Raw genomic sequence first — 22982 nt, 5'->3', positions numbered from 1 at the left:
ACTTTCATCCAGAGGCATCACCATGGCCATAACCAGTAAATATTTCTTCCTGACACCGACCGCCGACAATCTGAACTTCCTCGACTTTGAACTGAGTTACGGGAGCTTGAGCCTGGAAGGCCAGGAAATCCGGTTCACGGGATCGACGCGTGTGGACTCCCTCTATGTGCGTCCAGGTTTAATCTACGACCTGACTCTCCTGGGGGCCGGCGCCGATAAGGTTTACCTCACGGGCAACCTGGCCGATTACACGGCCAGCACCAGTGGCACGGAGTTGACCTTGCAGCGCACCGTGAACGGCAAGAACGAGACGGTGAAGGTTGCGGGCGGTACCGCCGTGCAGTTTGACAACCTCGTGTTTGCCAACGGCACGGTCAATGCCAACTCGCTGTACAACGCGGTCAAGAACAGCACTGCGATTCCAACGCCCTCAGGGGAGAATTCCACGGCCCCAGTGGGTGCAGCAGCAGCCGGCTCCAGCCTGAATGCCACCGTCAAGGCCTTCGCGGTGGACGCGGCGGGCGAGACCTTCGCGCTGAGCCGGCCCGGCATCAGCTTCATCGTCAATGGCAGCAGCGGGATAGACAAGATTTACGTCAGTACCGGGGCCACGGTCGATGCCACCCTGACGGGCGGCAATGCCGACTTCATCTACCTGCGCGGCAATTGGGCCGACTACACCAAGACCCTGATCAGCGGCAATTCCCAGATCCGGTTTATCCGCACGGTGGAAGGGAATACGGAAACTGTCACGGTCACGGCGGGCTCGGCGGTGACCGCCGACAAGCTGGTGTTCGCCGACGGCTCAGTCACTACCTTCAATGCCAAAGGCGCGATCACCGCTGATCCCAATGGTGCCATCACCGCGGTGAGTGGCTATGACGCGGGCACCACCACGCCCGGGATTGCAAGTGCTGTCACCACCATCAACGTCAGCACCGCCCCCAACCTCAGCGGCCAGTCCGTCATCAGCGGCAAGGCCTTGGCCAATGCCACGGTCACCGTCGCCATCGACCCCGACAACAACGCCGCCACCAGCAACAGCTTCACCTACACCACCACGGCCGACGCCAACGGCGACTACAGCCTGAACCTGGCCACCGCCACGCCCGCCAGCGGCACAGCCAGCTTTGTGGCCGGTACCGCCAGCGTCAGCGTGACGCAGGCCGTCTCCGGCGGCACCAGCCCGGCCACCGTGATCACCCTGCCGGTCAGCACCACCACCAGTTACAGCGCCAGCATCGCCAGCGACCAGGTCGCCGAAGGCGGCAATGCGGTGTTTACCGTTACCCGCTCGGGCGACACCAGCGGCGCCGGCACCGTGGTCTACACCACACAAAACGGCACGGCCACAGCCCCCGGCGACTACACCAGCGCCAGCGGCACCCTGAGTTTTGCGGCCGGCCAGACCACCAAGACCGTCACCGTCACCACGGTTGACGATGCCAATGTTGAAGGCAATGAAACCCTGAGCCTGGTGCTCAGCACTCCGGTCGGCGGAACCCTGGGAACGGCCAGCGCCACGGCCACCCTCGTCGACAACGAGGTCGGCCTGTTCAGTATTGCCGGCACGGCCACGGGTGTGAGCTTTTCCGAAGGCGTGGGCACTTACAGCTTCACCGTCAATCGCAGCGGCCTGACCACCGGGGCGGCGACGGTGGTGGTGGCCTCCGGCGGCGGGACGGCCACGCCGGGCACCGACTACACCGCGGTCAATCAGACCCTGAGCTTCGCGGCCGGCGAGACCAGCAAGACCGTCACTGTCACGATCACCGAAGATGTGCTGGTCGAAGGCAATGAAACCTTCAACCTGCAGTTAAGCAACGCCTCGGCGGGTAGCCTGATCGACGCGGCCAACGCCAGCGTCACCGCCACCATCCAGGACAACGAAGTCGCCGTCATCAGCATTGACAACGCGGCCAACGGCCTGGCCTTCAGCGAAAGCGCGGGCACTGCCACCTTCAGCCTGACGCGCAGCGGCCTGACCACCAGTGCGGTCACCGTGGTGGTGCAAAGCAGCGGCGGTACGGCCACGCCGGGCAGCGGCGGCACGAACGACTACAACAGCCTCAACCAGACCCTCACTTTCGCCGCCGGCGAGACCGCCAAAACCGTCACGGTCACCATCAACAATGATGCGCTGACGGAGGGTAACGAGAGTTTCAACCTCCAACTCAGCAGTCCCTCGGCGGGCGCCGTCATCGCTTCCGGCTCGGCCGCCATCACGGCCACCATTCTGGACGATGACCAGGCGACCTGGAGCGTGGCAAGTGCGGGCAACATCAGCGAAGGCGCGGGCAGCCTGACCTACACCGTCACCAGGACGGGTGCCACAGGCGCGGCGACCATCCAGTTTGCGACCGCTGGCGGCACGGCCACGGCGGGCAGCGACTACGCCACGGTCAACCAGACACTGAGCTTTGCCGCAGGTGAGACAAGCAAGACCATCACGGTCGCCGTCACGGACGACGCCATCGCCGAAGGCAATGAAACGGTGAGCGTGGCCATCAGCAATGCGAGCAGCGGCACCATTGCCACGGCGACCGCCAGCGCCACCGTTCTGGACGACGACCAGTCGGTTTGGAGCGTGGCGGGTGCGGGCAACATCAGCGAAGGCGCAGGCAACCTGACCTACACCGTCACCAGGACGGGTGCCACAGGCGCGGCAACCATCCAGTTCGCGACCGCTGGCGGCACGGCCACGGCGGGCAGCGACTACGCCACGGTCAACCAGACCCTGAGCTTTGCTGCAGGTGAGACGAGCAAAACCGTCACGGTCGCCGTCACGGACGACGCCATCGCCGAAGGCAATGAAACGGTGAACGTCGCCATCAGCAACGCGAGCAGCGGCACCATTGCCACGACGACCGCCAGCACCACCGTTCTGGACGACGACCAGTCGATCTGGAGCGTGGCAAGTGCGGGCGATATCAGCGAAGGCGCGGGCAGCCTGACCTACACCGTCACCAGGACGGGGGCCACGGGTGCGGCGACCATCCAGTTCGCGACCGCTGGCGGCACGGCCACGGCGGGCAGCGACTACGCCATGGTCAACCAGACCCTGAGCTTTGCCGCAGGTGAGACGAGCAAGACCATCACGGTCGCCGTCACGGACGACGCCATCGCCGAAGGCAATGAAACGGTGAACGTCGCCATCAGCAACGCGAGCAGCGGCACCATTGCCACGGCGAGCGCCAGCGCCACCGTTCTGGACGAAGATCAGTCGGTTTGGAGCGTGGCAAGTGCGGGCAGCATCAGCGAAGGCGCGGGCAGCCTGATCTACACCGTCACCAGGACGGGTGCCACAGGTGCGGCGACCATCCAGTTCGTGACCGCTGGCGGCCGGGCCACGGCGGGCGTGGACTACACCATGGTCGACCAAACCCTGAGCTTTGCCGCAGGTGAGACGAGCAAGACCATCACGGTCGCCGTCACGGACGACGCCATCGTCGAAGGCAACGAAAGCGTGTTCGTCACCATCAGCAACGCAAGTGCGGGCACCATAGCGACCGCTACGACCAGCGGCACCATCGAAGACGACGAGCAATCGGTGTGGGGTGTCAGCAGCGCAGGCAACGCAAGCGAAGGCGCGGGCTTTTTGACCTATACCGTCCAGAGGTCAGGGGCGAGCAATGTGGCCGCCACGATTGAGATTTCCACGGCGGGTGGCACGGCCACGGCGGGCAGTGACTACACCGCGCTTCACCAGACCCTGAGCTTCGCTGTGGGGGAAACCGTGAAGACAGTCACGGTCGCTCTCAATGATGACGCGGCGGCGGAAGATAACGAAACCGTGCTGGTGGCCCTGAGCAATGCCAGCACGGGCTTGATCAACACCGCCATAGTCAGCAGCAATGCGGCCACGATCAGTGGCACCATCCTGGACAATGACCAGTCGGTCTGGAGCGTGGCAAGTGCGGGCAGCATCAGCGAAGGCGCGGGCAGCCTGACCTACACCGTCACCAGGACGGGTGCCGCAGGCGCGGCGACCATCCAGTTTGCGACCGCTGACAGCACGGCCACGGCGGGCGTCGACTACACCACGGTCAACCAGACCCTGAGCTTTGCCGCAGGTGAGATGAGCAAGACCATCACGGTCGCCGTCACGGACGACGCCATCGCCGAAGGCAACGAAACCGTGAACGCCACCATCAGCAACGCAAGTGCGGGCACCATAGCGACCGCCACGATCAACGCCATCATCCAAGACAACGACCAATCGGTGTGGAGCGTCACAGGCTCAGGCAACGTGAGCGAAGGCGCGGGCTCTTTGACCTATACCGTCCAGAGGACAGGGGCGAGCAATGTGGCTGCCACGATTGAGATTTCCACGGCGGGTGGCACGGCCACGGTGGGCAGTGACTACACGGCGCTTCACCAGACCCTGAGCTTCGCTGTGGGGGAAACCGTGAAGACAGTCACGGTGATCCTCAATGATGACGCGGCGGCGGAAGATAACGAAACCGTGGTGGCGGCCCTGAGCAATGCCAGCACGGGCTCGATCACCACCTCCACGGCCAGCAGCACCATCCTGGACAATGACCAGTCGATCTGGAGCGTGGCCAGCGTGGGCAACACCGACGAAAGCGGAGGAGCCCTGTTTTACACGGTCAACCGCTCTGGCGCCACCGGCGCGGCGACCATCGAATTCACGACCTCGGGCGGCACGGCCACGGCGGGCATTGACTATACGGCGGTCAACCAGACCCTGAGCTTCTCCGAGGGCGAGACCCGCAAGACCATCTCCGTGGCCGTTCTGGACGACGCGCTGGCCGAGGGTAGCAGCGAAACCGTGGGTGTAACCATCAAGAACGCCAGCTCGGGCACGATCGGCGTGGGCGTGGGCACGATCGGCACCGGAACGGGCTCAGCCAGCGCCGCCATCCTGGACAACGACTTGTCGTTTTGGAGCGTCGCCAGCGCGGGTGACGTCGGTGAAAGCGCGGGCTTCTTGACCTATGTCGTTTCACGGACTGGCGCGACCGCGCAGGCCACCATCCAGTTCGCCACCGCGGGTGGCTCGGCCGCGGCAGGCAGTGACTACACGGCGGTCAACCAGACCCTGAGCTTCGCGGCGGGTGAAATCAGCAAGACGGTTGCCGTGGCGGTCCTTGGCAACAGCCTGGCCGAGCAAGACGAGAACGTGATCGCGGCCATCGGCAATGCCAGCGCGGGCACGATCAGCACGGGGTCGGCCAGCGCCCTGATCAAAGACGACGACCAGTCCTTCTGGAGCCTGGCCAGCGCCGGCAACGCCACCGAGGCCGGTGGAGCGCTGATCTACTACACCGTCACGCGCACGGGCGCGCTCAATATGGCCGCCACGATCGTGTTTACCACCGGAGGTGGCACGGCCACTGACGGGGTCGACTACACCGCGGTCAACCAGACCTTGAGCTTTGCGGCGGGTGAGGCCAGCAAGACGATTGCCGTCACGGTGCTCGACGACGGCCTGGCTGAGGGTGATGAAAGTGTGTCCGCGGTCATCAGCAACAACAGCGTGGGCCAGATCGCCTGGGGCACGATTCCGACAAGCGCCGACATCCTGGACGACGACCAGTCATCCTGGCGCGTGGCCGGCGGCAGCGCCAGCGAAGCCGCGCAATCGCTGACCTACACCGTCACGCGCACGGGTGCCGTCAATGCGGCGGCGACGATTCAATTCGCAACGGGCGGCGGTACGGCCACGGCGGGCACCGACTACACCGCCGCAAGCCAGACCCTGAGCTTCGCCGCGGGTGAAACCAGCAAGACGGTCACCATCGCGGTCAATAACGACGCCGTCGCCGAAAGCAATGAGACGGTGATCGCCGCCCTCAGCAACGCCAGCGCCGGCACGATCTCCACCGGCTCGGCCAGCGCCACCATCCAGGACGACGACCAGTCGTTCTGGAGCGTTGCCAGCGGCGGCACCATTGGCGAAGGCGCGGGCGCATTGACTTACACCGTCAGCCGCACGGGGGGCATCAACACGGCCGAAACCATCCAGTTCGCCACGTTCGGCGGCACAGCCACGGCGGGTGTTGATTACACCGCCACCAGCCAGACCCTGAGCTTCGCCGCGGGTGAATTCACCAAGATGGTCACCGTCACGGTCAGCGACGACGCCGTTGCCGAGCGCAATGAGACGGTGATCGCGGCCATCAGCAATGCCAGCGCCGGCACGATCTCTACCGACATCGCCAGCGTCACCATCAGTGACGATGACCAGTCGTTCTGGGCCATCAGCGGCCCTGCGAGCGCGAGCACCTCTGAAGGTGCGGGCTTCATGAACTTCACGGTGAGCCGCTCTGGCAGCGGCGCCGCCGCGACGATCGAATTCGCCACCGTGGGCGGCAGCGCGAACGCCGGCAGCGACTACACCCCTGTTGGCCCGACCACCCTGAGTTTCGCCGTCGGCGAGATGAGCAAGACGGTCAAGGTGGCTGTTGTGAATGACGCGGTGGCCGAGAGTGATGAAACCGTGCTTGCGGCCATCAGCAATGCCAGCATGGGCGCCATCACCACGGGCGTCTCCGCGGCGGCGGCCGGAACCATCCGGGATGACGACAAGACGGATTGGGTCATTACCGTGAGCAGTCCCGTCAACGAAATTACTCACCGGGAGGACTTTCTCGTGACGCGAAGGGGGTTTTTGGACCAGACGGCCACGATTGAGTTTGACGCGTTCAGTGGGTCTGCCATGGCGGGGGTGGACTACGCCGCCGTGCACCAGACGCTGACCTTCGCTCCCGGTGAGGCGGGCAAGGTTGTTTTGGTGCAGGTGTTCGATGACGCCATACCGGAAGTCGCCCAGACCGTTGTCGGCGTCATTTCCAACGCCAGCAGCGGCGATATTGTGATTCGGTCGGACAGCTCGACCATCAACGCCAGTGACCAGACGCGCACCACGTTTGCCATCGCGGCCGCGAATTCCCCCGTCGCGGAGGACGGCGGGCAGGCGTTGTTCACGATCACACGCGGCGGCGACACCAGCGGCGCGCAGAGCATCGAGTATTACGTCACGGGGGGTACTGCGACGGCCGGCGCCGACTACACCAGCATCAGCCCGACGACCGTGAGTTTTGTGGCCGGTGAAACCTCCAAGAGCATCAGCGTCCAGCTGCTGGCCGATGCCTCGGTGGAAGGCAATGAGACACTGATCGTGGGCCTGCGCAACGCCTCGGGCGGCGCCATTACGACGAGCAGCGCCACCGCCACGCTGACGGACAGCGAGACGGTTGTGTCCACCAGCTACAGCGTTGCCGCGGCCAGTGCCAGCCTTGAAGAAGGCGCGGGCGTGGCGGCTTACACCATCACGCGCGCCGGTGATACCAGCGGGGCATCCACCAGCTACTTCCGCACCAACGGCGGCACGGCCACGGCGGGCTCCGACTACACCGCCATCGCGGGCCAGACCTTGAACTGGGGGGCCGGCGAAACCCTGAAGGTGGTTTTTGTCAGCCTGAGCGATGATGCGAGCGCGGAATCCTCGGAAACCGTGATCGGCCAGATAGCCACCGACAGCGGCTTCACCACCGGCACGAGCCAGGCCACTGCCACCTTGCTGGACAACGACACGGCCCCCAGCGGTAGCAATACCTACACCATAACGCAACTCCCCGCTTTCGAGTCCGCGGGTGTGGTGGGCTTCAGCATTGTCCGCGCCGGCGACTTGACGATTGCCAGCACCAGCTACTTCCGCACCAACGGCGGCACGGCCACGGCGGGCTCCGACTACACCGCCATCACGGGCCAAACCTTGAGCTGGGGCGTGGGGGAGACCCAGAAGGTGGTCACCGTGGCCTTGACCAATGACTCGGCGGCCGAGGGCCTGGAAACCGTGATCGGCCAAATTGCCACGGACAGCGGGTTCACCACCGGTACCTCGACGGCCACCGGTAACATCACGGATGACGACGTCTACACCGCCACCGCCGGTGTGGCCGACACACTGACGACCGGCACCGCCAGCGGCGCCTACCTGGGTGGCACTCAGCTGAGCACCGGCGACATGGCCGATACGGTCACGATAGGCACGGGCGCCAATTTCAACAGTGTGATCGACCTCGGCTCCGGTGACGACACCCTGAACACGGGCAGCACGCAGGCCAACTTCTTCGTCAACGGCGCGCAATACATAGGCGGCGCGGGGGTGGACACGCTGGCGCTGGCCACCACGACGGCGTTCAACTTCAGCACCACGGCCAGTGTGGGCAACTTCGTCACCGGCTTTGAGATCGTCAGCATGGCCGCCTCGGGCAACCAGACACTGAACCTGAGCCTGCAGGATGTGCTGGAGTTCACCAGCGGCAATGCGGTGGCCGATACGCTGCGCATCACCGGCGCCGCCGGTGACATCCTGAACTTGCAAGCCCTGGGCAAGACGCTGAGCACCCTGTCGCCCGGCACGGGCAACCTGACCGACGTGGACGGCGCCACCTACAACGTGGTCGCGTCCGCCGCCGGCAACGCCTCGGCCAATGACGTGAGCATAGGCGGGCAGACCTATGACGTCTACCAGTACCAGCACGGCGGGCACAGCATCAACCTGCTGATCAATACCTTGCTGACGACCACGGTGGTGTGAGATGGGTGAAGCGCGGCAGCTTGTTTCCCCGGTGCCGGACACGCCGCTGCGCGCGGCCAACCGTGCTTATGCCGACAAGCGCTGGGACGATTGCGAGCGCCTGCTGCGGCAGGTGCTGGCGGCGCAGCCCGAGTCGGTGCAGGCCTGGCGGCTGATGGGGGCGCTGGCCTTCCAGGCCGGCCGGCTGGCAGAGGCCCAGGCGGCGTTTGAAAAAGTGCTGGCACTGGTGCAGGCGTCCGGCGGTGAAGGCGGCGCGGACGACTGGTTCAACCTGGGTTCCGCGCTGGACCAGCCGCGGCGGCCCGAGCTGGCCGGTCGGACAGAAGCGGCTTACCGCAAGGCGCTGGCGCTGGGGCCTACGGACAAGGAAGCCGTGCTGCGCCAGCTGGCGGCCTTGCTGCGTGCGCAATACCGCTTTGCCGAGGCGCGCATGCTGTGGCAGCCCGAACTCGACATCGCCCTGGCCACCGGCGATCGCGCGGCGCAGGCGCGGGCCTACACCGCGCTGGGGGCGGTGGCACTGGAGCAGTCGCGCTGGCCCGCCGCCAAACCTTTGGTGGAGGCGGCCTGCGAGGTGGAGCCGGGCTATGCCGAGGCGCAGTTCAACCGCGCGCTGGGCTTGCTGGCCGAAGGCGATTTTGAAGCCGGCTGGCCCGCGCACGAATGGCGCTGGAAAGTGTCGCAGGCCCAGGGCAGCTGGCGCGACTACGGCCCGGCCTGGACGGGTGATGCATTGGGCGAGCGCATTTTGCTGGTCTGGGCCGAGCAGGGCCTGGGCGACGCCATGCAGTTCGCGCGTTTTCTGCCGCGGCTGCGGGCCGCGCACCCGCAAGCGGGCTTGCTGCTGGTGTGCCGCCGCGCCTTGCACCCGGTGCTGGCCGGCATGGCCGCGCTTGATCGCATCACGCTGATGCCGGCGGAAGACGCCCTGCCGGGCCGCGTGCAGGGCCACGATGTGCATGTGCCCTTGCTGAGCCTGCCGCTGCACCTGGGCTGCACGCTGGCGCAGCTGCCGCCGCCGGCCCCGCTGTCGGCCAGCCCGCAGAGCGTCGCGCTCTGGCATGAACGCATGAGGCGCTTTTGTTATGCGGCCATGCCGCGCTCCGCCAAGGGCGTTGTCCGGGGCCGCGCGATGCGGCAGCTGGGCCTGGTCTGGAGCGGCTCCGGCGCGCAAACCATGGCGCAGCGCCGCAATATGTGCCTGGCCGAGCTTGAGCCCCTGCTGTCGGTGCGCGGCGTGCAATGGCACAGCCTGCAGCTGGGGCCGGCCGCAGCCGACATCGCCACCTCAGCCTGGCAGGGCAGCATCGTGGACTGGAGCCACCACCTCGCCGATTTCGGCGACACGGCCGCCTTGATGAGCTGCCTGGACGGCGTGGTCAGCGTGGACACGGCCTGTGTTCACCTGGCGGCCAGCCTGGGCCGCCCGACCTGGATGCTGTCGCGCTTCGATGCCTGCTGGCGCTGGATGGCGCCGCGCGAGGACAGCCCCTGGTACCCGGGCCTGAAAATCTTCAGCCAGAAGACCCCGGGCGAGTGGTCGCCGGTGGTGCGGGCCCTGGGCGCCGATTTGAGCGCGGCAGGCTGAAGGAGGCTGTGTGAGGGAGGCGAGCAAGGCCTTGATGCGGCGCCTGGGTGACGCCAGGTTCGCCACCCGTTATTTTGTGGGCAATGGCATAGACATCGGTTGCGGCCCCGACCCTGTGTCCCTGTACGCCGAGCTGTTCCCGCGCATGGAGCAGGTCAGGCAGTGGGACCTGCCCGACGGCGACGCGCAGTACCTGCACGGGGTGCCCGATGCCAGTTTCGGCTTTGTGCATTCTTCCCATTGCCTGGAACACATGCAGGACCCGCAAGAGGCGCTGCGCCACTGGTTCCGTGTGTTGAAGCCGGGCGGGCACCTGGTGTGCGTGGTGCCGGACGAGGACCTGTATGAACAGGGCTGTTTCCCGTCCACCTTCAACAGCGACCACAAATGGACCTTTACCTTGTGGAAGGACAAGTCCTGGAGCGGGCGCTCCCTCAATGTCATGGATCTTTTGCGCACCCTGGGCGGGGCCGCCCAGCCGCTCAAGGTGGAGCTGCTGGACGCCAGCTTTCGCTACGGCTTGCCGCGTTTCGACCAGACCCTGACGCCGGTCGGCGAATCGGCGATCGAGTTTGTGCTTCGCAAGCGCACGGAGGCGGAACTGGGCAAGGGCGGCCGCCTGCCGGACCCGCAAAAGCAACTGACGGCCCAGGGCTTCACCCTGCTGACGGGTTTGTCCGCCGATGGCCGCTGAACCAGGCCCGCCGGTTCAGGGCATCGATTTTTTGAGACCCGGACCTGAGGACTTATGACGCGCGCGCAAGCCTTGCCTTTTCATGTCGACGTTTTCCAGTCCGCCCTTGCCGCCCACACCCAAGGGCGGCTCGACGATGCCAAAGCCGGCTACCTGCGGGTGCTGCAGGCGGACGGCGGCCATGTGGATGCCTTGCATATGCTGGGTGTGGCGCACCTGCAGAAAAGAGAGCTTGCCGAGGCGGAGGAGCGGATCCGCCAGGCGTTGGCGCTGGAGGAAAGAGCCGCTTTTTTCGCCAACCTGGGCAATGTGCTGAAGGGCAAGCGGCGCCCGGGCGAGGCGGAGGCGGCGTTTCGCCGCGCGCTGGCGCTGGACCCGGCCGATGCGGCAAGCCATAACAACTTCGGCATTTTCCTGAAGGAGCGCGGCCGGCCGGAGGAGGCCGAAGCGGCCTACCGGCGCGCGCTGGAGATCAGGCCGGACTATCCGCAAGCGCTCAACAACATCGGCAACCTGCTGAAAAAACGCGGGCGGCTTGACGAGGCGGAGGCGGCCTTCCGCCGCGCGCTGGAACTCAGGCCCGGTTATGCCGAGGCGCTGAACAACCTCGGCGCGCTGCTGAAAAGCAGCCGGCACCCGCGTGAAGCAATGGCGGCGCAGCGCGGCGCGCCAAGTTCCGCACCCGCCGATGCCAGGGTCCTCAATGAGCTGGGCAACCGGCACCAGCACCAGCGGCGCAGCGCCGAGGCCGAAGCGGCCTACCGGCGCGCGCTGGCGCTGTGCCCGGACTACGCCGAGGCGCACAACAACCTGGGGGTGCTGCTCAAGAGCGAGGGGCGCCTGGCCGACGCGGAGGCGTCCTATCGCCGCGCACTGTCGCTGCGGCCCGGTTATGTGGACGCCCATAACAACCTGGGCAACCTGCTGCAGCTGGCCCGGCGCCTGCCGGAGGCGGAGGCGTCTTACCGGCAAGCCCTTGCGCTCAGGCCGGAGCACGCCGAGGCCTGGAACAACCTGGGCATGCTGCTGCGGGCCGGCCAGCGTCCGGGCGAGGCGGAGGCCGCTTACCGGCGCGCCACGGACCTCCGGCCGGATTACGCCGACGCCCACCACAACCTGGGCAACCTGCTCAAGGAAAGCGAGCGCCCCGTCGAGGCGGAAGCGGCGTACCGCCGCGCGCTGGCGCTCAAGCCCGACCATGCCGAGGCGCACAACAACCTCGGCATATTGCTCAAGCGCGACGGCCGCCTGGCCGAGGCGGAAGCAACTTACCGGCGGGCGCTGGCGCTCCAGCCTGAGCGCGCGGAGATTCAGAACAACCTGGGCATCATGCTGAAGGCCAACCAGCGGCTGGGGGAGGCCGAGGCGGCGCACAGGCGTGCGCTGGAACTCATGCCCGATTACGTGGAGGCCCGCCTCAGCCTGTGCCTGCTGCTGCTGACGCAGGGGCGCTACGCCGAAGCCTGGCCCCTGTACGAGTCGCGTTATTCACCTGAGCGCAAGACCATCGCGGTTCCCCTGCCTTCGCTGCCCTGGCCGCAGTGGCAGGGCGAATCGCTGGCGGGCAAGTCCTTGCTGCTCTGGCCCGAGCAGGGTTTTGGCGACTACATCCAGTTTGTGCGTTATGCCCCCCTGCTCAAGGCGCGTGGCGTCGCCCGCCTGACCCTGTTGTGCCGCGCGCCGCTGGTTCCGCTGCTGGAAACCGTGGAAGGGGTGGATTCGGTGGTCACCGACGAGGATGCCCTGGCCGCGCATGACTGCTGGTGTTTTGTGCTGAGCCTGCCGCTGCATTTTTCGGTGACGGCAGAAACCCTAGGCGAGGCGGCCCTGCCCTATGTGCGCGCATTGCCGGCGCGCGTGGCGCGCTGGCGTGAGCGCCTGCCCGCCGCGGGGCGCAAGGTCGGCCTGGTCTGGCGGGGCAGCCCGGGGCACGGCAACGACGGCAACCGCTCGCTGCCCGGGCTGGCCAGCCTGGCGCCGCTCTGGGCAGTGCCTGGCGTGGCCTTTGTGAGCCTGCAAAAAGGCCAGGGTGAGGAAGAAGCCGAGGCGCCGCCGGCCGGCCAGCCGCTGCTGGCCCTGGGGACTCAGATGGAGGACTTCGCGGACACGGCCGCCATCGTGAACCAGCTGGACCTCGTCATTTGCGTGGACACCGCCATCGCCCACCTCGCTGGCGCCCTGGGCAAACCCTGCTGGGTGCTGCTGCCCGCCATAGACACGGACTGGCGCTGGCTGCTTGAGCGGACGGACTCACCCTGGTACCCCAGCCTGCGGCTGTTCAGGCAGGCCGAAGGGGAAGACTGGGGCCGCGTGATCGACGAGGTGGCGGCCGCGCTGGCCGCCTGGACACGCCCGCCTGCAAAGCAGCCGCCCCGCAAGGCGCGCGCTTCGCGGCCTTCGGCCAACAAAAACCAGCCATCAAAAAGGGGGTAGTCATGGGCAAGGTCGACAGCGAGGACAGCTGGCTTCTTTTTGTGGCCGTGGTGGCGCTGGCCGCTTTTGTCGCCTGGAAATTTTCAGCCTACCTGGGCCTGGACATGGCTGCGGGAGGTTCTGTGCTGGCGCGCCTGGCCGTGCTGGTCGTGCTCACGGGGCTTTCATGGAAGATGAGGGATGATTTTCCCCGGCTGGCTCCGCGGGCGGTCTGGCCCGTCCTGCTGTCGCTGCTGTGGCTGTGCTGGTGGCCGGCCCTGGACTTCTGGGCCGCCGAGGACCTGCCGCCATCCCCGCTTGGCGAGGGCATGCCGCCCTGGTGGGCCGCCTGGTACACCAAATGGGGCGTTCTGCTGGGCATTGCCGCCCTCGGCTACCTGGGCAAGAAGATGTTTGGCCGCAACTGAGGCCCAGGGCGCGGCCGGCCGCGATGGCCGGCATGGGCTTGAGCCCGGGCTTACCGTTTGAGGAACATCTCGTCAAACCTTTTTTTGTGCAGGGCCCGTTGCTCCCGCTTCCAGCGCAGGCGGATTTTCTCGGCCTGGATCTCGAACTCGGCGGCCCGCAGGCGGTGGGACCTGGCGAGGCTGTCCAGCTTGATATAGCAGGCTTGCCAGTAAACGGCTCTCTGGGCCTTGCATTTGCGCTGCCATTTCATCAGCCGCCAGCCGATGACGGCGACAACGACATACAGCGCGAGAGGCAGATAAATTGACATTGCATGGCTTGCATTGATGGCTTCCATGTCATTCACCCTGTTGTGGTTTCCCCGGCGCCGTGACTGCCGGCGGCGGGGGTTGACTTTCGCCTGGTTTGTGCATCGAAGCGGGTAGCGGCGATACACATGGGGTCCACATGGTTTGGGACGCCGCAAGAGGCCCATGCGCCACGGGTTTTGCCCTCAAATTCGCACGCACGGCTTTGGCTTGCTGTAACTTGAATGATCTCGCAATGTCGCCAGAAAGACATTGTTTTAGCCATGCTTTTTTTGCATTGCTTGTTTTGTTGCTTGCATTTCCCCGTCAGGGCGGCCCGGACATCGCCGCGTCACAAAGCCCGGTGAAGCTGTTTTTCTCCTCCTATTGGAGGATTGATCAGGTCAATCCGGCTGCGCACAATGCCTGCTGGCCTGAGCCTCACCACACGGAGGAATTCCATGGACATCCTGAGCAGCCAGAACAGCTACAGCAGCCTTTCCGTGCGCGACCTGCTGGACGCGCGCAACCAGTTCCACGTGCACATGCTCAACAAGCGCAACGTGGTGGGCACGGCGGTGGGTTTGTACCTGATACGGCGCAGCGATCCCTGGCCCGACGCAAAAAACCCGGTCAAAAAATCCACAGGCAAAAAAAAGGTGGAACGCACTTTCGCCAATTCCGAGGTGCGGCCCTATTCCTGGCCCTGCATGCTGGTGATGGTCGATGAATGGGTGGAGGAAAAATCCTTTGCCAGCAGCAAGCTGCACCCGCAGGACATGGTGCCCAAGATGCTTTATCTGCCCGACGGCCGCGTGGTGCCGGTCTGTGTCGTCAAGGTCGAGCCGCAGGCCCCGGCCCGCAAGCCGCTGCCCTCCTGGATCTGGCCCGAGGCGGCCATAGGCGGTGGCTTTCCGCTGCTGATCCGCAACCAGGGCCTGCTGCGCAGTGCCAGCGCCGGCTGCCTGGTCAGCGACGGCCACACGATTTATGCGCTGACCAACCGCCATGTCTGCGGCGAACCCGGCGAGCCCGTCCATGCGCGGCTGCGCGGCGAGGAGGTCGAAATCGGCCATGCCTCAGAGCGCCAGCTCACGCGTCTACCCTTTACGGAGGTCTATCCCTCTTTTGCCGGCAAGCAGACCTATCTGAACCTGGACGTCGGCCTGGTCGAGGTCGACGACGCCCGGGACTGGACCAGCAGCGTCTACGGCATAGGCGAGGTCGGCGCGCTGGCCGACCTTAACGAGCAGAACCTGGGGCTGCAGCTGATAGACCACCCGGTGTCGGCCTTCGGCGCGGCCTCCGGCCACCTGGAGGGGCGCATCAAGGCGCTGTTTTACCGCTACAAATCGGTGGGTGGCTATGACTACGTGGCCGATCTGCTGATCGCGCCGCAGGACCCGGCCCACCAGACCCAGCCCGGCGACTCCGGCACGGTCTGGCACCTCAAGGTCGAAGAGAGTAAAGACAGCAAGGAGCCGAGCGGCAAGCCCAGCTACCGCCCGCTCGCGGTGGAATGGGGCGCGCAGACCTTCAGCGTAGCCGGCGGCGCCTACAACTTCGCGCTGGCGACCAACCTCAGCAACGTCTGCAAGCTGCTGGACGTGGAACTGGTCTCGGCCCACAACACGGCGGCCCAGCCCTATTGGGGCGCGACCGGCCACTACAGCATAGGCAATGTCGCGGTCGGCCAGGTCAAGGACAAAAAACTCGCCAAGCTGCTAGCGGCCAATGCGCTGCGCATCAGCTTTGACCGCGCCGACATCGCGCCCGGCAAGATCAACGAGGCGCTCAAGGACACGACGGGTTTTATCGCCCTGGCCGACGTGCCCGACGTGATCTGGAAAAAGCAGCCCGGCAAGGTCAAGGGAGGGCGCGACACCGGCTTTAACAGCGGGCCGGAACACCCCACGCACTATGCCGACATCGACGTGCCCGGCCCCAACGACGGGCCCAGCCTGCGCGAGCTGTGCATGCAGGACACGGACAGGGTAGCGGTGGAATACTGGCAGGGTTTTTACGACAGCGTGGGCTCCACGGCCTCCAAGTCGCGCGGCTGCCTGCCTTTTCGGGTCTGGCAGTTCTACGAGGCCATGGTCGGCTACGTCGAAAAGAAGGACTATGCGAGTTATGTGGCCGCGGCGGGGCTGCTGGCGCACTATGTGGGCGACGCCTGCCAGCCGCTGCACGGCTCCTTCCTGGCCGACGGCTACCAGGACCAGGCCACCGAAGGCGTCACCAGCACCGGCAAGCCCAAGAAAGACTGGCCGGCCAAGGGCGTGCATTCCATCTACGAAACCAAGATGATTGACGCCAAGGCCGAAGAGCTGTTCGAGGCCATCGACAAGCTGCTGGCCAAGCCGGCCGCCGCGCTGGCCAAAATTGACGAAGGCCGCAAGGCCGCGGTCGCCACCGTCAAGCTCATGGACGACGTCGCCCGGCTGATCCCGCCCACGGAAATCTGCGATGCCTACATCGAGCTCGGCGAAGGCGCCTCGCGCGCGGTGATAGACGGGCTGTGGGAGCAGTTCGGCGGCAACACCGCCAAGGTCATGGCCCTGGGCATACGCAACCTGGCCCATATCTGGGAAAGTGCCTGGATCGCCGGCGGCGGCGACAGCGCCAAAAGCGCGGACATGGTGGAGTTCTCCGAGGCCGAGATCCGCAAGCGCTATATCAATCCCAAGTTCGTCCCTTCGCTGGACCTGGACCAGCTGGCCGCGGTCCTTTAACAGTCAGATAGCCGAAAGCCGCGGCTCCTGCGTCAGGCTGTAGCAGGTGAACACCCGGTTCAGCGCCGGCAGGGGCGCGACTTCCATCTCGCCGGCGGCCGGCTCCATGATGACCATGGCCACCGAGGCCGAGAGGTTGTCATGGCTGCCCAGGCGCGGCGGACGGCAGACGGAATAGGGCAGGCCGAAGTCGTCAAAAAAGGCGTTCTTCAAATCCTGGCGGCTCAGCTTGTCCTTGGTGTTCAGCAGCTTGCGCACGCGCCAGTCACGGTAATGGCTGTCGGGCGACTGGGAAATGCCCAAGTCCACGAGTTTGCTGAGCGCGACCGGGCTCATCCAGTGGTTGGCGTGCACGATCAGGTTGTCGGCGCCGGGGTAAATCGGAAACGATTCGTTGGTCGTGCATTCGAAGTCGATGCCGAAACCCTGCGCCATGCCCAGCATGAGGTTGTTGGAGCAGGACTTGGGCGTGGCCGCCACGGCCTTCATGGCCAGCGAAAAAATCTCCTGCTCCAGTACCTTGCGGCGTATCAGCGACAGCGGCACGCCCAGCTGCTTGAAGTCGCGGTCCGATTCCAGGTAGTTGGCGGTGATGGACACACCCGCGCTGTTAAAGCCGCTGCGGGCCAGCCCGCCGGCCTCGACAAAGGTCAGGAAGTCGGGGCCGTTGTCGTTGCGCACGCGCAGCACGACGGCGGTTTCGACGCATTCGGCGCGCCAGTCCCAGTTCTGGCCGTGCAGCAGGTTGCCGTTGGCCGAACGCTCGGGCAGTATCAGCGCGCCGGTGCAGCCGTCGCCGGGCTCCTTGTCGGCCTGCTGGACTTTCTCGGCGCGCGCCTTGGCCAGCACCTCGGTGCGGGCATTGATCATCACGATGTCCTGGAAGTCCACGCCCGCGCCCTCGGCGATGCCGCGCATCTCGTCGATGTAGTGCGGCGCGAAATCGCCGATCTCCTTGGCGAAGAAGTCGATCAGCCGCGTGCGTGCCTGCTCGCTATAGCCCAGGTTGACCAGGGTCTGGCCGTAGAGGCGGGCGCTGCCGCGCACCCGGCTGGCGGCCTGGCGGCCGTATTGCAGGCCGCGTTCGCGCGGGCTGCCGGAAACCGAGATAAAGGGAAATTGTTCGATGTTTGCCATGTTGTGCTGCCGAAAAAAGGACCTGACAGGGGAATGACGGCCGCCGCAAGGCGTGCCTGTCCCTGCCTTGTGCGCTGCCCGCGCATCAAGGCGATGGAGAAATGGGGAATACTGGAACGCTTACTTGGCGGCCAGCTTGGTGTTCCAGAGCAGCGGCTTGCCTTCCCACACCGTGAAGCCGGACACGCGCTTGCGCACGGCCCAGGAGTCGGTCACGTTGTAGAGGATGACCAGCGGCGTCTTGGCGAGCATCATGGTGTGCAGCTGGTCGAACAAAACCTGGCGCTTTTTCGGGTTGGCTTCGGCAAAGCTCTGGTCTATGAGTTTTTGCGCGGCCGGGTCGTCCCAGACCTTGCGCGGCTGCTTGGCCTTGTTGCCCGAGAACTGCTCATAGCTCAGGGCCGGGTCCAGGCGCGAGGAATAGGTGAAGGAGCTCAGCTGGTAGTTGCCGCTGTTGTAGCGGTCCAGCTGGGTCGCCCATTCGAGCACCTCGATCTGCGCATTGATGCCCACGGCCTGCATCATGGCCTGGCTCATCACCGCCACCGAGAAGCTGGGCACATGGGCGCGCTTGTTGGCCTGGATCACGATGGGCTGGCCCTTGTAGCCGGCCTCCTTCAGCAGCTGTTTGGCCCTGGCCGGGTCGTAGCGGTAGCCTTTTTTCTGGGCCGCGCTGTAGAAGGCCGAAGTTCCCTGGATGGCCGAGTTGTTGACCTTGGCCAGGCCTTCGGACGAGGCCGCGACCAGCTGGTTCATGTCCAGCGACAGCGCAATCGCCTGGCGTATGCGTTCGTCCTTGAGCAGCGGGTCGTTGGTCTGCATCAGCAGCGTGTTCTTGCCGGCATCGACGGCGCCGACCACCGTGAGGTTTTTATTCGCCTTGAGTTCCTGCACGTCGGAAGAGGTGATCTGGCCGGCGTCTATGGCGCCGGACTGCAGGCCGGCCTTGGAGGTCGACATATCGGGCACGGTCAGGAACTTGACCTGCTCGACCAGCGGCTTCTTCAGGCCCAGGTAGCCGTCGGGTTTGGTTCCGGGCGGCGACTGGTAGTCGGCAAAGGCGCTCAGGGTCACGTATTCGCCGCGCTTCCATTCCTCGAATTTGAAGGGGCCGGTGCCTATGGGTTTGTCCCAGCTGCCGTCTTCCTTGACGGATTTTTTGTTCAGCACGGCCGTCATGCCGCAGTCGGTGCGCGCCAGGTTGTCCAGGAAGACGGCCGAGGGTTTGTCCAGCTGCATGACCACGGTCTGCGCGTCGGGCGCCGTGACCGAGGTGACTTTGACACCGGAGCGGCCGTCGAACTCGCTGAGGCAGCGCCAGTCGGTTTTCGGATCCATGTAGCGCTTCCAGCTCCACAGCACGTCGGCCGAGCTCATGGGCTCGCCATTGTGAAACTTCACGTTGGTGCGCAGCTTGAAGATATAGGTCAGGCCGTCGGGGCTGGTGACGATGGAGCGCGCCAGCAGCGGGCCTATGGTGCCGTTCTCGTGGTGGGCGACCAGGCCTTCAACGATGTTGAGCACCACGCCGTCGGTGGTGTTGTCGCGGTTCACGCCGGGGTTGGTCGAGCGTATATCGGCCGGCTGCGCGACCACGATTTGCGCGGGCGCCTGGGCCTGGGCCGCGGCGCAGGCCGCCAGCACGGCGGCGCCCAGAAAATTCAATCGCAGGGAAAGCATCAAAAGCTCCTTAAAAATCAGGCCGGAAGGGGATGGGGGTGCAGGGGGGCAGTCGCATCGGCGTCATCAAAACGCCACCTGAGCTGCATGCCGCCCTGGCCGGTGGGTGTCAGCGCGGGAATCGCGGAAAGCAGCTTGCGGGTGTAGGCATGCTGCGGATGGTCGAAGACCTCGTCGCGGCTGCCTTGCTCGATGATGCGGCCGGCCTGCATCACGACCACGCGGTCGGCCACCTGCTCGACCACGCCCAGGTCGTGGCTGATAAACAGGCAGGCAAAGCCGTGGCGCTCCTGCAGCTCGGCCAGCAGCGCCAGCACCTGGGCGCGCACCGTGACGTCCAGGGCCGACACCGGCTCGTCGGCGATCACAAAAGCCGGCTCGCGTATCAGCGCTCGGGCAATCGCCACGCGCTGGCGCTGGCCGCCCGAGAGTTCATGCGCATAGCGCGCCGCATGCTGCGGCTGCAGCCCGACTTCATCGAGCATCTTGGCGACGCGTGCCTGCTTCTCGGCTGAAGACAGGCCGGGCACCAGGCGCAGGCCTTCGCCGACCAGCTGGCCTATGTTCATGCGCGGGTTGAGGGACGAGTACGGGTCCTGGAACACCATCTGGCAATTGAGCCGGTAGTCCAGCCAGCCCGCGTCGCGGCGGGTGATGGCATGGCCGCGGAAACGGATGTCGCCCTCGGTGGGCTTGATGAGGCCGGCAATGGCGCGGCCCAAGGTGGTCTTGCCCGAGCCCGAGCCGCCCACCACCGCGACGATCTCGCGCGGGCGCACCACCAGGTCTATGCCGTGCAGCACCCGCTTGGCGGCCGACCTGGCGAACAAGCTGCGCTTGCCGGGATAGTCGATGACAAGACTGCGTACCTCGATGACGGGCTGTTCATCGGCAATCGTGCGCGCGGCCTGCCGGCGCGGAATGGCTTCGAGCAGCTTGCGCGTGTAGTCCTGTTGCGGGCCGGCCAGCATGGCGGCCGTGTCGCCGGCTTCAACGACTTCACCCTGCTGCATGACGATCATGCGCTGGGTGTAGCGCGCCACCATGGGCAGGTCGTGGCTGATCAGCAGCACGGCGGTGTTGTGTTCGCGCGTGAGCCCGACCATGAGCTCCAGCACGTCGCGCTGCACCAGCGCGTCCAGGGCCGTGGTCGGTTCGTCGGCGATCAGCAGCGCGGGCTCCAGCAGCATGACCGAGGCCAGCATCATGCGCTGGCGCATGCCGCCCGAAAATTCATGCGGCCAGGCGCTGAGTGCGGCCTGCGGGTCGCTGATGCCGACGCGCGCGAGCATGGCCAGGGCTTTTTCGCGTCGCGCGGCCGGCGACAGCTCGGGCCGGTGCAGGGCCAGGCCTTCGTCGAGCTGGCGGCCAATCGTCATCGAGGGGTTGAGCGAGGTCATGGGTTCCTGGAACACCATGCCTATGCGCGCGCCGCGCAGCTTGCGCAAACGCGCGTCGCCCACAGCTGCCATGTCTTCGCCTTCAAAAAGAATGCGGCCCGCACTGCGCACCAGGGGTGGTGGCGTCAGGCCCATGATGGCGCGCGCCGCCTGGGTTTTGCCGCTGCCTGATTCACCGACGATGCCGACGATTTCGCCGGGCGCGACGGTGAACGACACATTGCGCACGATTTCGCGGCCGCCCTTGCCCACGGACAAGCTCAGGCCGGAGACATCCACCAGCTGCGTCATTCGATGCCCCTCATGCGCGGGTCCAGCAGGTCGCGCACCGCGTCGCCCAGGAAATTGATGCCCAGCAGCGTGAGCGCGATGCACAGGCCCGGGAAGATGGAAAGGTAAGTCGCCTGCGCCATGAAGGGCCGGGCCGCGGCCAGCATATTGCCCCAGGTCGGCGCTGGCGGCGGCACGCCCAGGCCCAGGAAGGACAGCGCGCTTTCCGCGAGGATGACCCAGCCGAACATCGAGGTGGCCAGCACCGTGAGCGGCGCCACGCAGTTGGGCAGCACGTGGCGGAACATGGTGTAGAGCTCCGAGTTGCCGAGCACGCGCGAGGATTCGATGAACTCTTTTTCGCGCAGCGACATCACCGTGCCGCGCACGATGCGCGTGACGGAGGGCGTGTAGGCCAGGCCCAGCGCCAGGATGATGCCGTACTTGTTGGCGCCGAACACCGCCAGCAGCGCCAGCGCCAGCAGCAGGCCGGGGAAGGCCAGCAGGGCGTTGATGAAGGCCATGATGATGCGGTCGGTCCAGCCGCGCACAAAGCCGGTCAGAACGCCGATGGCCGTGCCCACGGTGATGGAAAACAGCACCGTGAGAAAGCTGATCCACATGCTGTTGGAGGCGCCTGCCATCAGGCGCGAGAGCTCGTCGCGGCCGAACTCGTCGGTGCCCAGCCAGTAAGTGCCGCTGGGCGGCTTCAGGCGCGCCATGAAATTGATCTTGAGCGGCTCATGCGGCGTCCAGAAGAAGGCCAGCACGGCCGCCGCGAGGATCAGCCCGATGATGAGCAAACCGATCAGGGCCTGCGGGGTGAGAAACTTTTTCATTCCGCGAGCACCCTGGGGTCGAAGATCGGATAGCAGAGGTCAATCACCAGGTTGGTGACCACATAGATCACGGCCACCAGCAGCAGGCAGCCCTGGATCACCGGGTAGTCGCGCGCGAAGATCGCGTCGACCAGCAGGCGGCCCAGGCCGGGAATCGTGAAGACGGTCTCGACCACGGCCACGCCGCCCAGCAGGTTGCCCAGCACCAGGCCTATCAGCGTCCAGGTCGGGCCGAAGGAGTTGCGAAAGGCGTGGTGCACCAGTACGGCGCGCTCGGACAGGCCCTTGGCGCGCGCATGGGTGATGTAGTCCAGCCGCAGCACTTCCAGCGTGCTGGCTCTCGCCATGCGGATCAGCACGCCGATTTCATGCAGGAACAGCGTGAGGATGGGCATCAAGAGGTAAAGCAGGCCGGACTTCCAGTCGTTCATGACCGAGACATAACCGACCACCGGCAGCCATTCGAGCTTGAGGCCGAAAAACAGCAGCAGCAACAGGCCCAGCCAGAAGGTGGGGATGGACACCAGCAGCGTCGCCGCGCCGACCAGCACCAGGTCGGGCAGGCGGTTTTGTTTCCAGGCGGCGATCATGCCGGCCGGCACCGCGACCAGGGTGGCGAAGAACACCGCCACCAGCACGATTTGCGCACTGACCACAAAGCGGCTCAGCACCAGCTGCAGCACCGGCTCGCCGGTGGTGATGGACACGCCCAGGTCGCCGCCCAGCACATGGCGGCCCCAGATGCCGAACTGCACCGGCCAGCTTTTGTCCAGGCCGAGCTGGGCGCGCAGGTCTGCCAGGCGTATGGGGTCGGCGAGGTCGCCCAGCAGCAACTGGGCCGGGTCGCCGGGAATCAGCCGTATCAGCACAAAGACCGCGACCGCCACGATCAGCAGGGTCGGTATCGCCATCACCAGGCGGGCCAGCGCAAAACGTAGCATG

Annotated in this window: 12 protein-coding genes; 6 read left to right on the top strand and 6 right to left on the bottom strand. The window is 65.7% G+C overall.

What is annotated here, in order from left to right; all coding sequences use genetic code 11:
• Positions 1-22 precede the first annotated feature (22 nt).
• Genes ACEN9P_RS06615 through ACEN9P_RS06595 form a run of 5 tightly spaced genes read left to right on the top strand, consistent with a single transcriptional unit; the run spans position 23 to position 13691 of the window.
• A complete protein-coding gene (locus tag ACEN9P_RS06615; protein WP_495621449.1) occupies positions 23-8569 on the top strand; it encodes a beta strand repeat-containing protein in 8547 nt (2848 codons plus the stop codon).
• A 1-nt stretch (position 8570) separates the two neighbouring features.
• Positions 8571-10157 carry a tetratricopeptide repeat protein gene (locus tag ACEN9P_RS06610; RefSeq protein ID WP_495621448.1) on the top strand — a complete coding sequence of 529 codons (1587 nt, stop codon included), beginning with the start codon at positions 8571-8573 and terminating at the stop codon, positions 10155-10157.
• A 10-nt stretch (positions 10158-10167) separates the two neighbouring features.
• Positions 10168-10851: a methyltransferase domain-containing protein gene (locus tag ACEN9P_RS06605; protein ID WP_477660975.1), complete on the top strand. Its 684-nt coding sequence runs from the start codon at positions 10168-10170 to the stop codon at positions 10849-10851.
• 54 nt (positions 10852-10905) lie between these two features.
• Positions 10906-13284 (top strand): tetratricopeptide repeat protein, encoded by a 2379-nt coding sequence (locus ACEN9P_RS06600; protein ID WP_495621447.1) that lies wholly within the window; start codon positions 10906-10908, stop codon positions 13282-13284.
• Between the two features lie 2 nt (positions 13285-13286).
• Positions 13287-13691 (top strand): hypothetical protein, encoded by a 405-nt coding sequence (locus ACEN9P_RS06595; RefSeq protein WP_495621446.1) that lies wholly within the window; start codon positions 13287-13289, stop codon positions 13689-13691.
• A gap of 50 nt (positions 13692-13741) precedes the next feature.
• Here ACEN9P_RS06595 and ACEN9P_RS06590 read toward each other — a convergent pair whose 3' ends face one another.
• Positions 13742-14029, bottom strand: a complete 288-nt coding sequence (locus ACEN9P_RS06590) for a hypothetical protein (RefSeq protein ID WP_477660978.1) — start codon at positions 14027-14029, stop codon at positions 13742-13744.
• 411 nt (positions 14030-14440) lie between these two features.
• On the opposite strand from ACEN9P_RS06590, the gene ACEN9P_RS06585 reads away from it, so the two are divergent.
• The gene (locus ACEN9P_RS06585) at positions 14441-16714 is read left to right on the top strand and encodes a Nal1-like putative serine protease (protein ID WP_495621445.1); all 2274 of its coding nucleotides are present in this window, start codon (positions 14441-14443) and stop codon (positions 16712-16714) included.
• Positions 16715-16717: 3 nt separating this feature from the next.
• On the opposite strand, the gene ACEN9P_RS06580 is transcribed toward ACEN9P_RS06585, so the two are convergent.
• The 5 genes from ACEN9P_RS06580 to ACEN9P_RS06560 form a co-directional block, all read right to left on the bottom strand.
• Complete coding sequence (locus ACEN9P_RS06580) at positions 16718-17851, bottom strand: C45 family autoproteolytic acyltransferase/hydrolase (protein ID WP_495621444.1); 1134 nt, start codon at positions 17849-17851, stop codon at positions 16718-16720.
• A gap of 120 nt (positions 17852-17971) precedes the next feature.
• Positions 17972-19531: an ABC transporter substrate-binding protein gene (locus tag ACEN9P_RS06575; protein WP_495621443.1), complete on the bottom strand. Its 1560-nt coding sequence runs from the start codon at positions 19529-19531 to the stop codon at positions 17972-17974.
• Positions 19532-19548: 17 nt separating this feature from the next.
• Positions 19549-21222 carry an ABC transporter ATP-binding protein gene (locus ACEN9P_RS06570; protein WP_495621442.1) on the bottom strand — a complete coding sequence of 558 codons (1674 nt, stop codon included), beginning with the start codon at positions 21220-21222 and terminating at the stop codon, positions 19549-19551.
• Positions 21219-22040 carry an ABC transporter permease gene (locus ACEN9P_RS06565; RefSeq protein ID WP_477660983.1) on the bottom strand — a complete coding sequence of 274 codons (822 nt, stop codon included), beginning with the start codon at positions 22038-22040 and terminating at the stop codon, positions 21219-21221. The genes ACEN9P_RS06570 and ACEN9P_RS06565 overlap by 4 nt, the downstream gene beginning before the upstream one ends.
• Complete coding sequence (locus ACEN9P_RS06560) at positions 22037-22981, bottom strand: ABC transporter permease (protein WP_495621441.1); 945 nt, start codon at positions 22979-22981, stop codon at positions 22037-22039. The genes ACEN9P_RS06565 and ACEN9P_RS06560 overlap by 4 nt, the downstream gene beginning before the upstream one ends.
• Position 22982 lies beyond the last annotated feature (1 nt).

It is taken from the genome of Polaromonas sp. Polasp52, from assembly GCF_059491565.1.
Note: the sequence above shows the minus strand (reverse complement) of the source record. Positions and strands in the feature narration are given on the sequence as shown.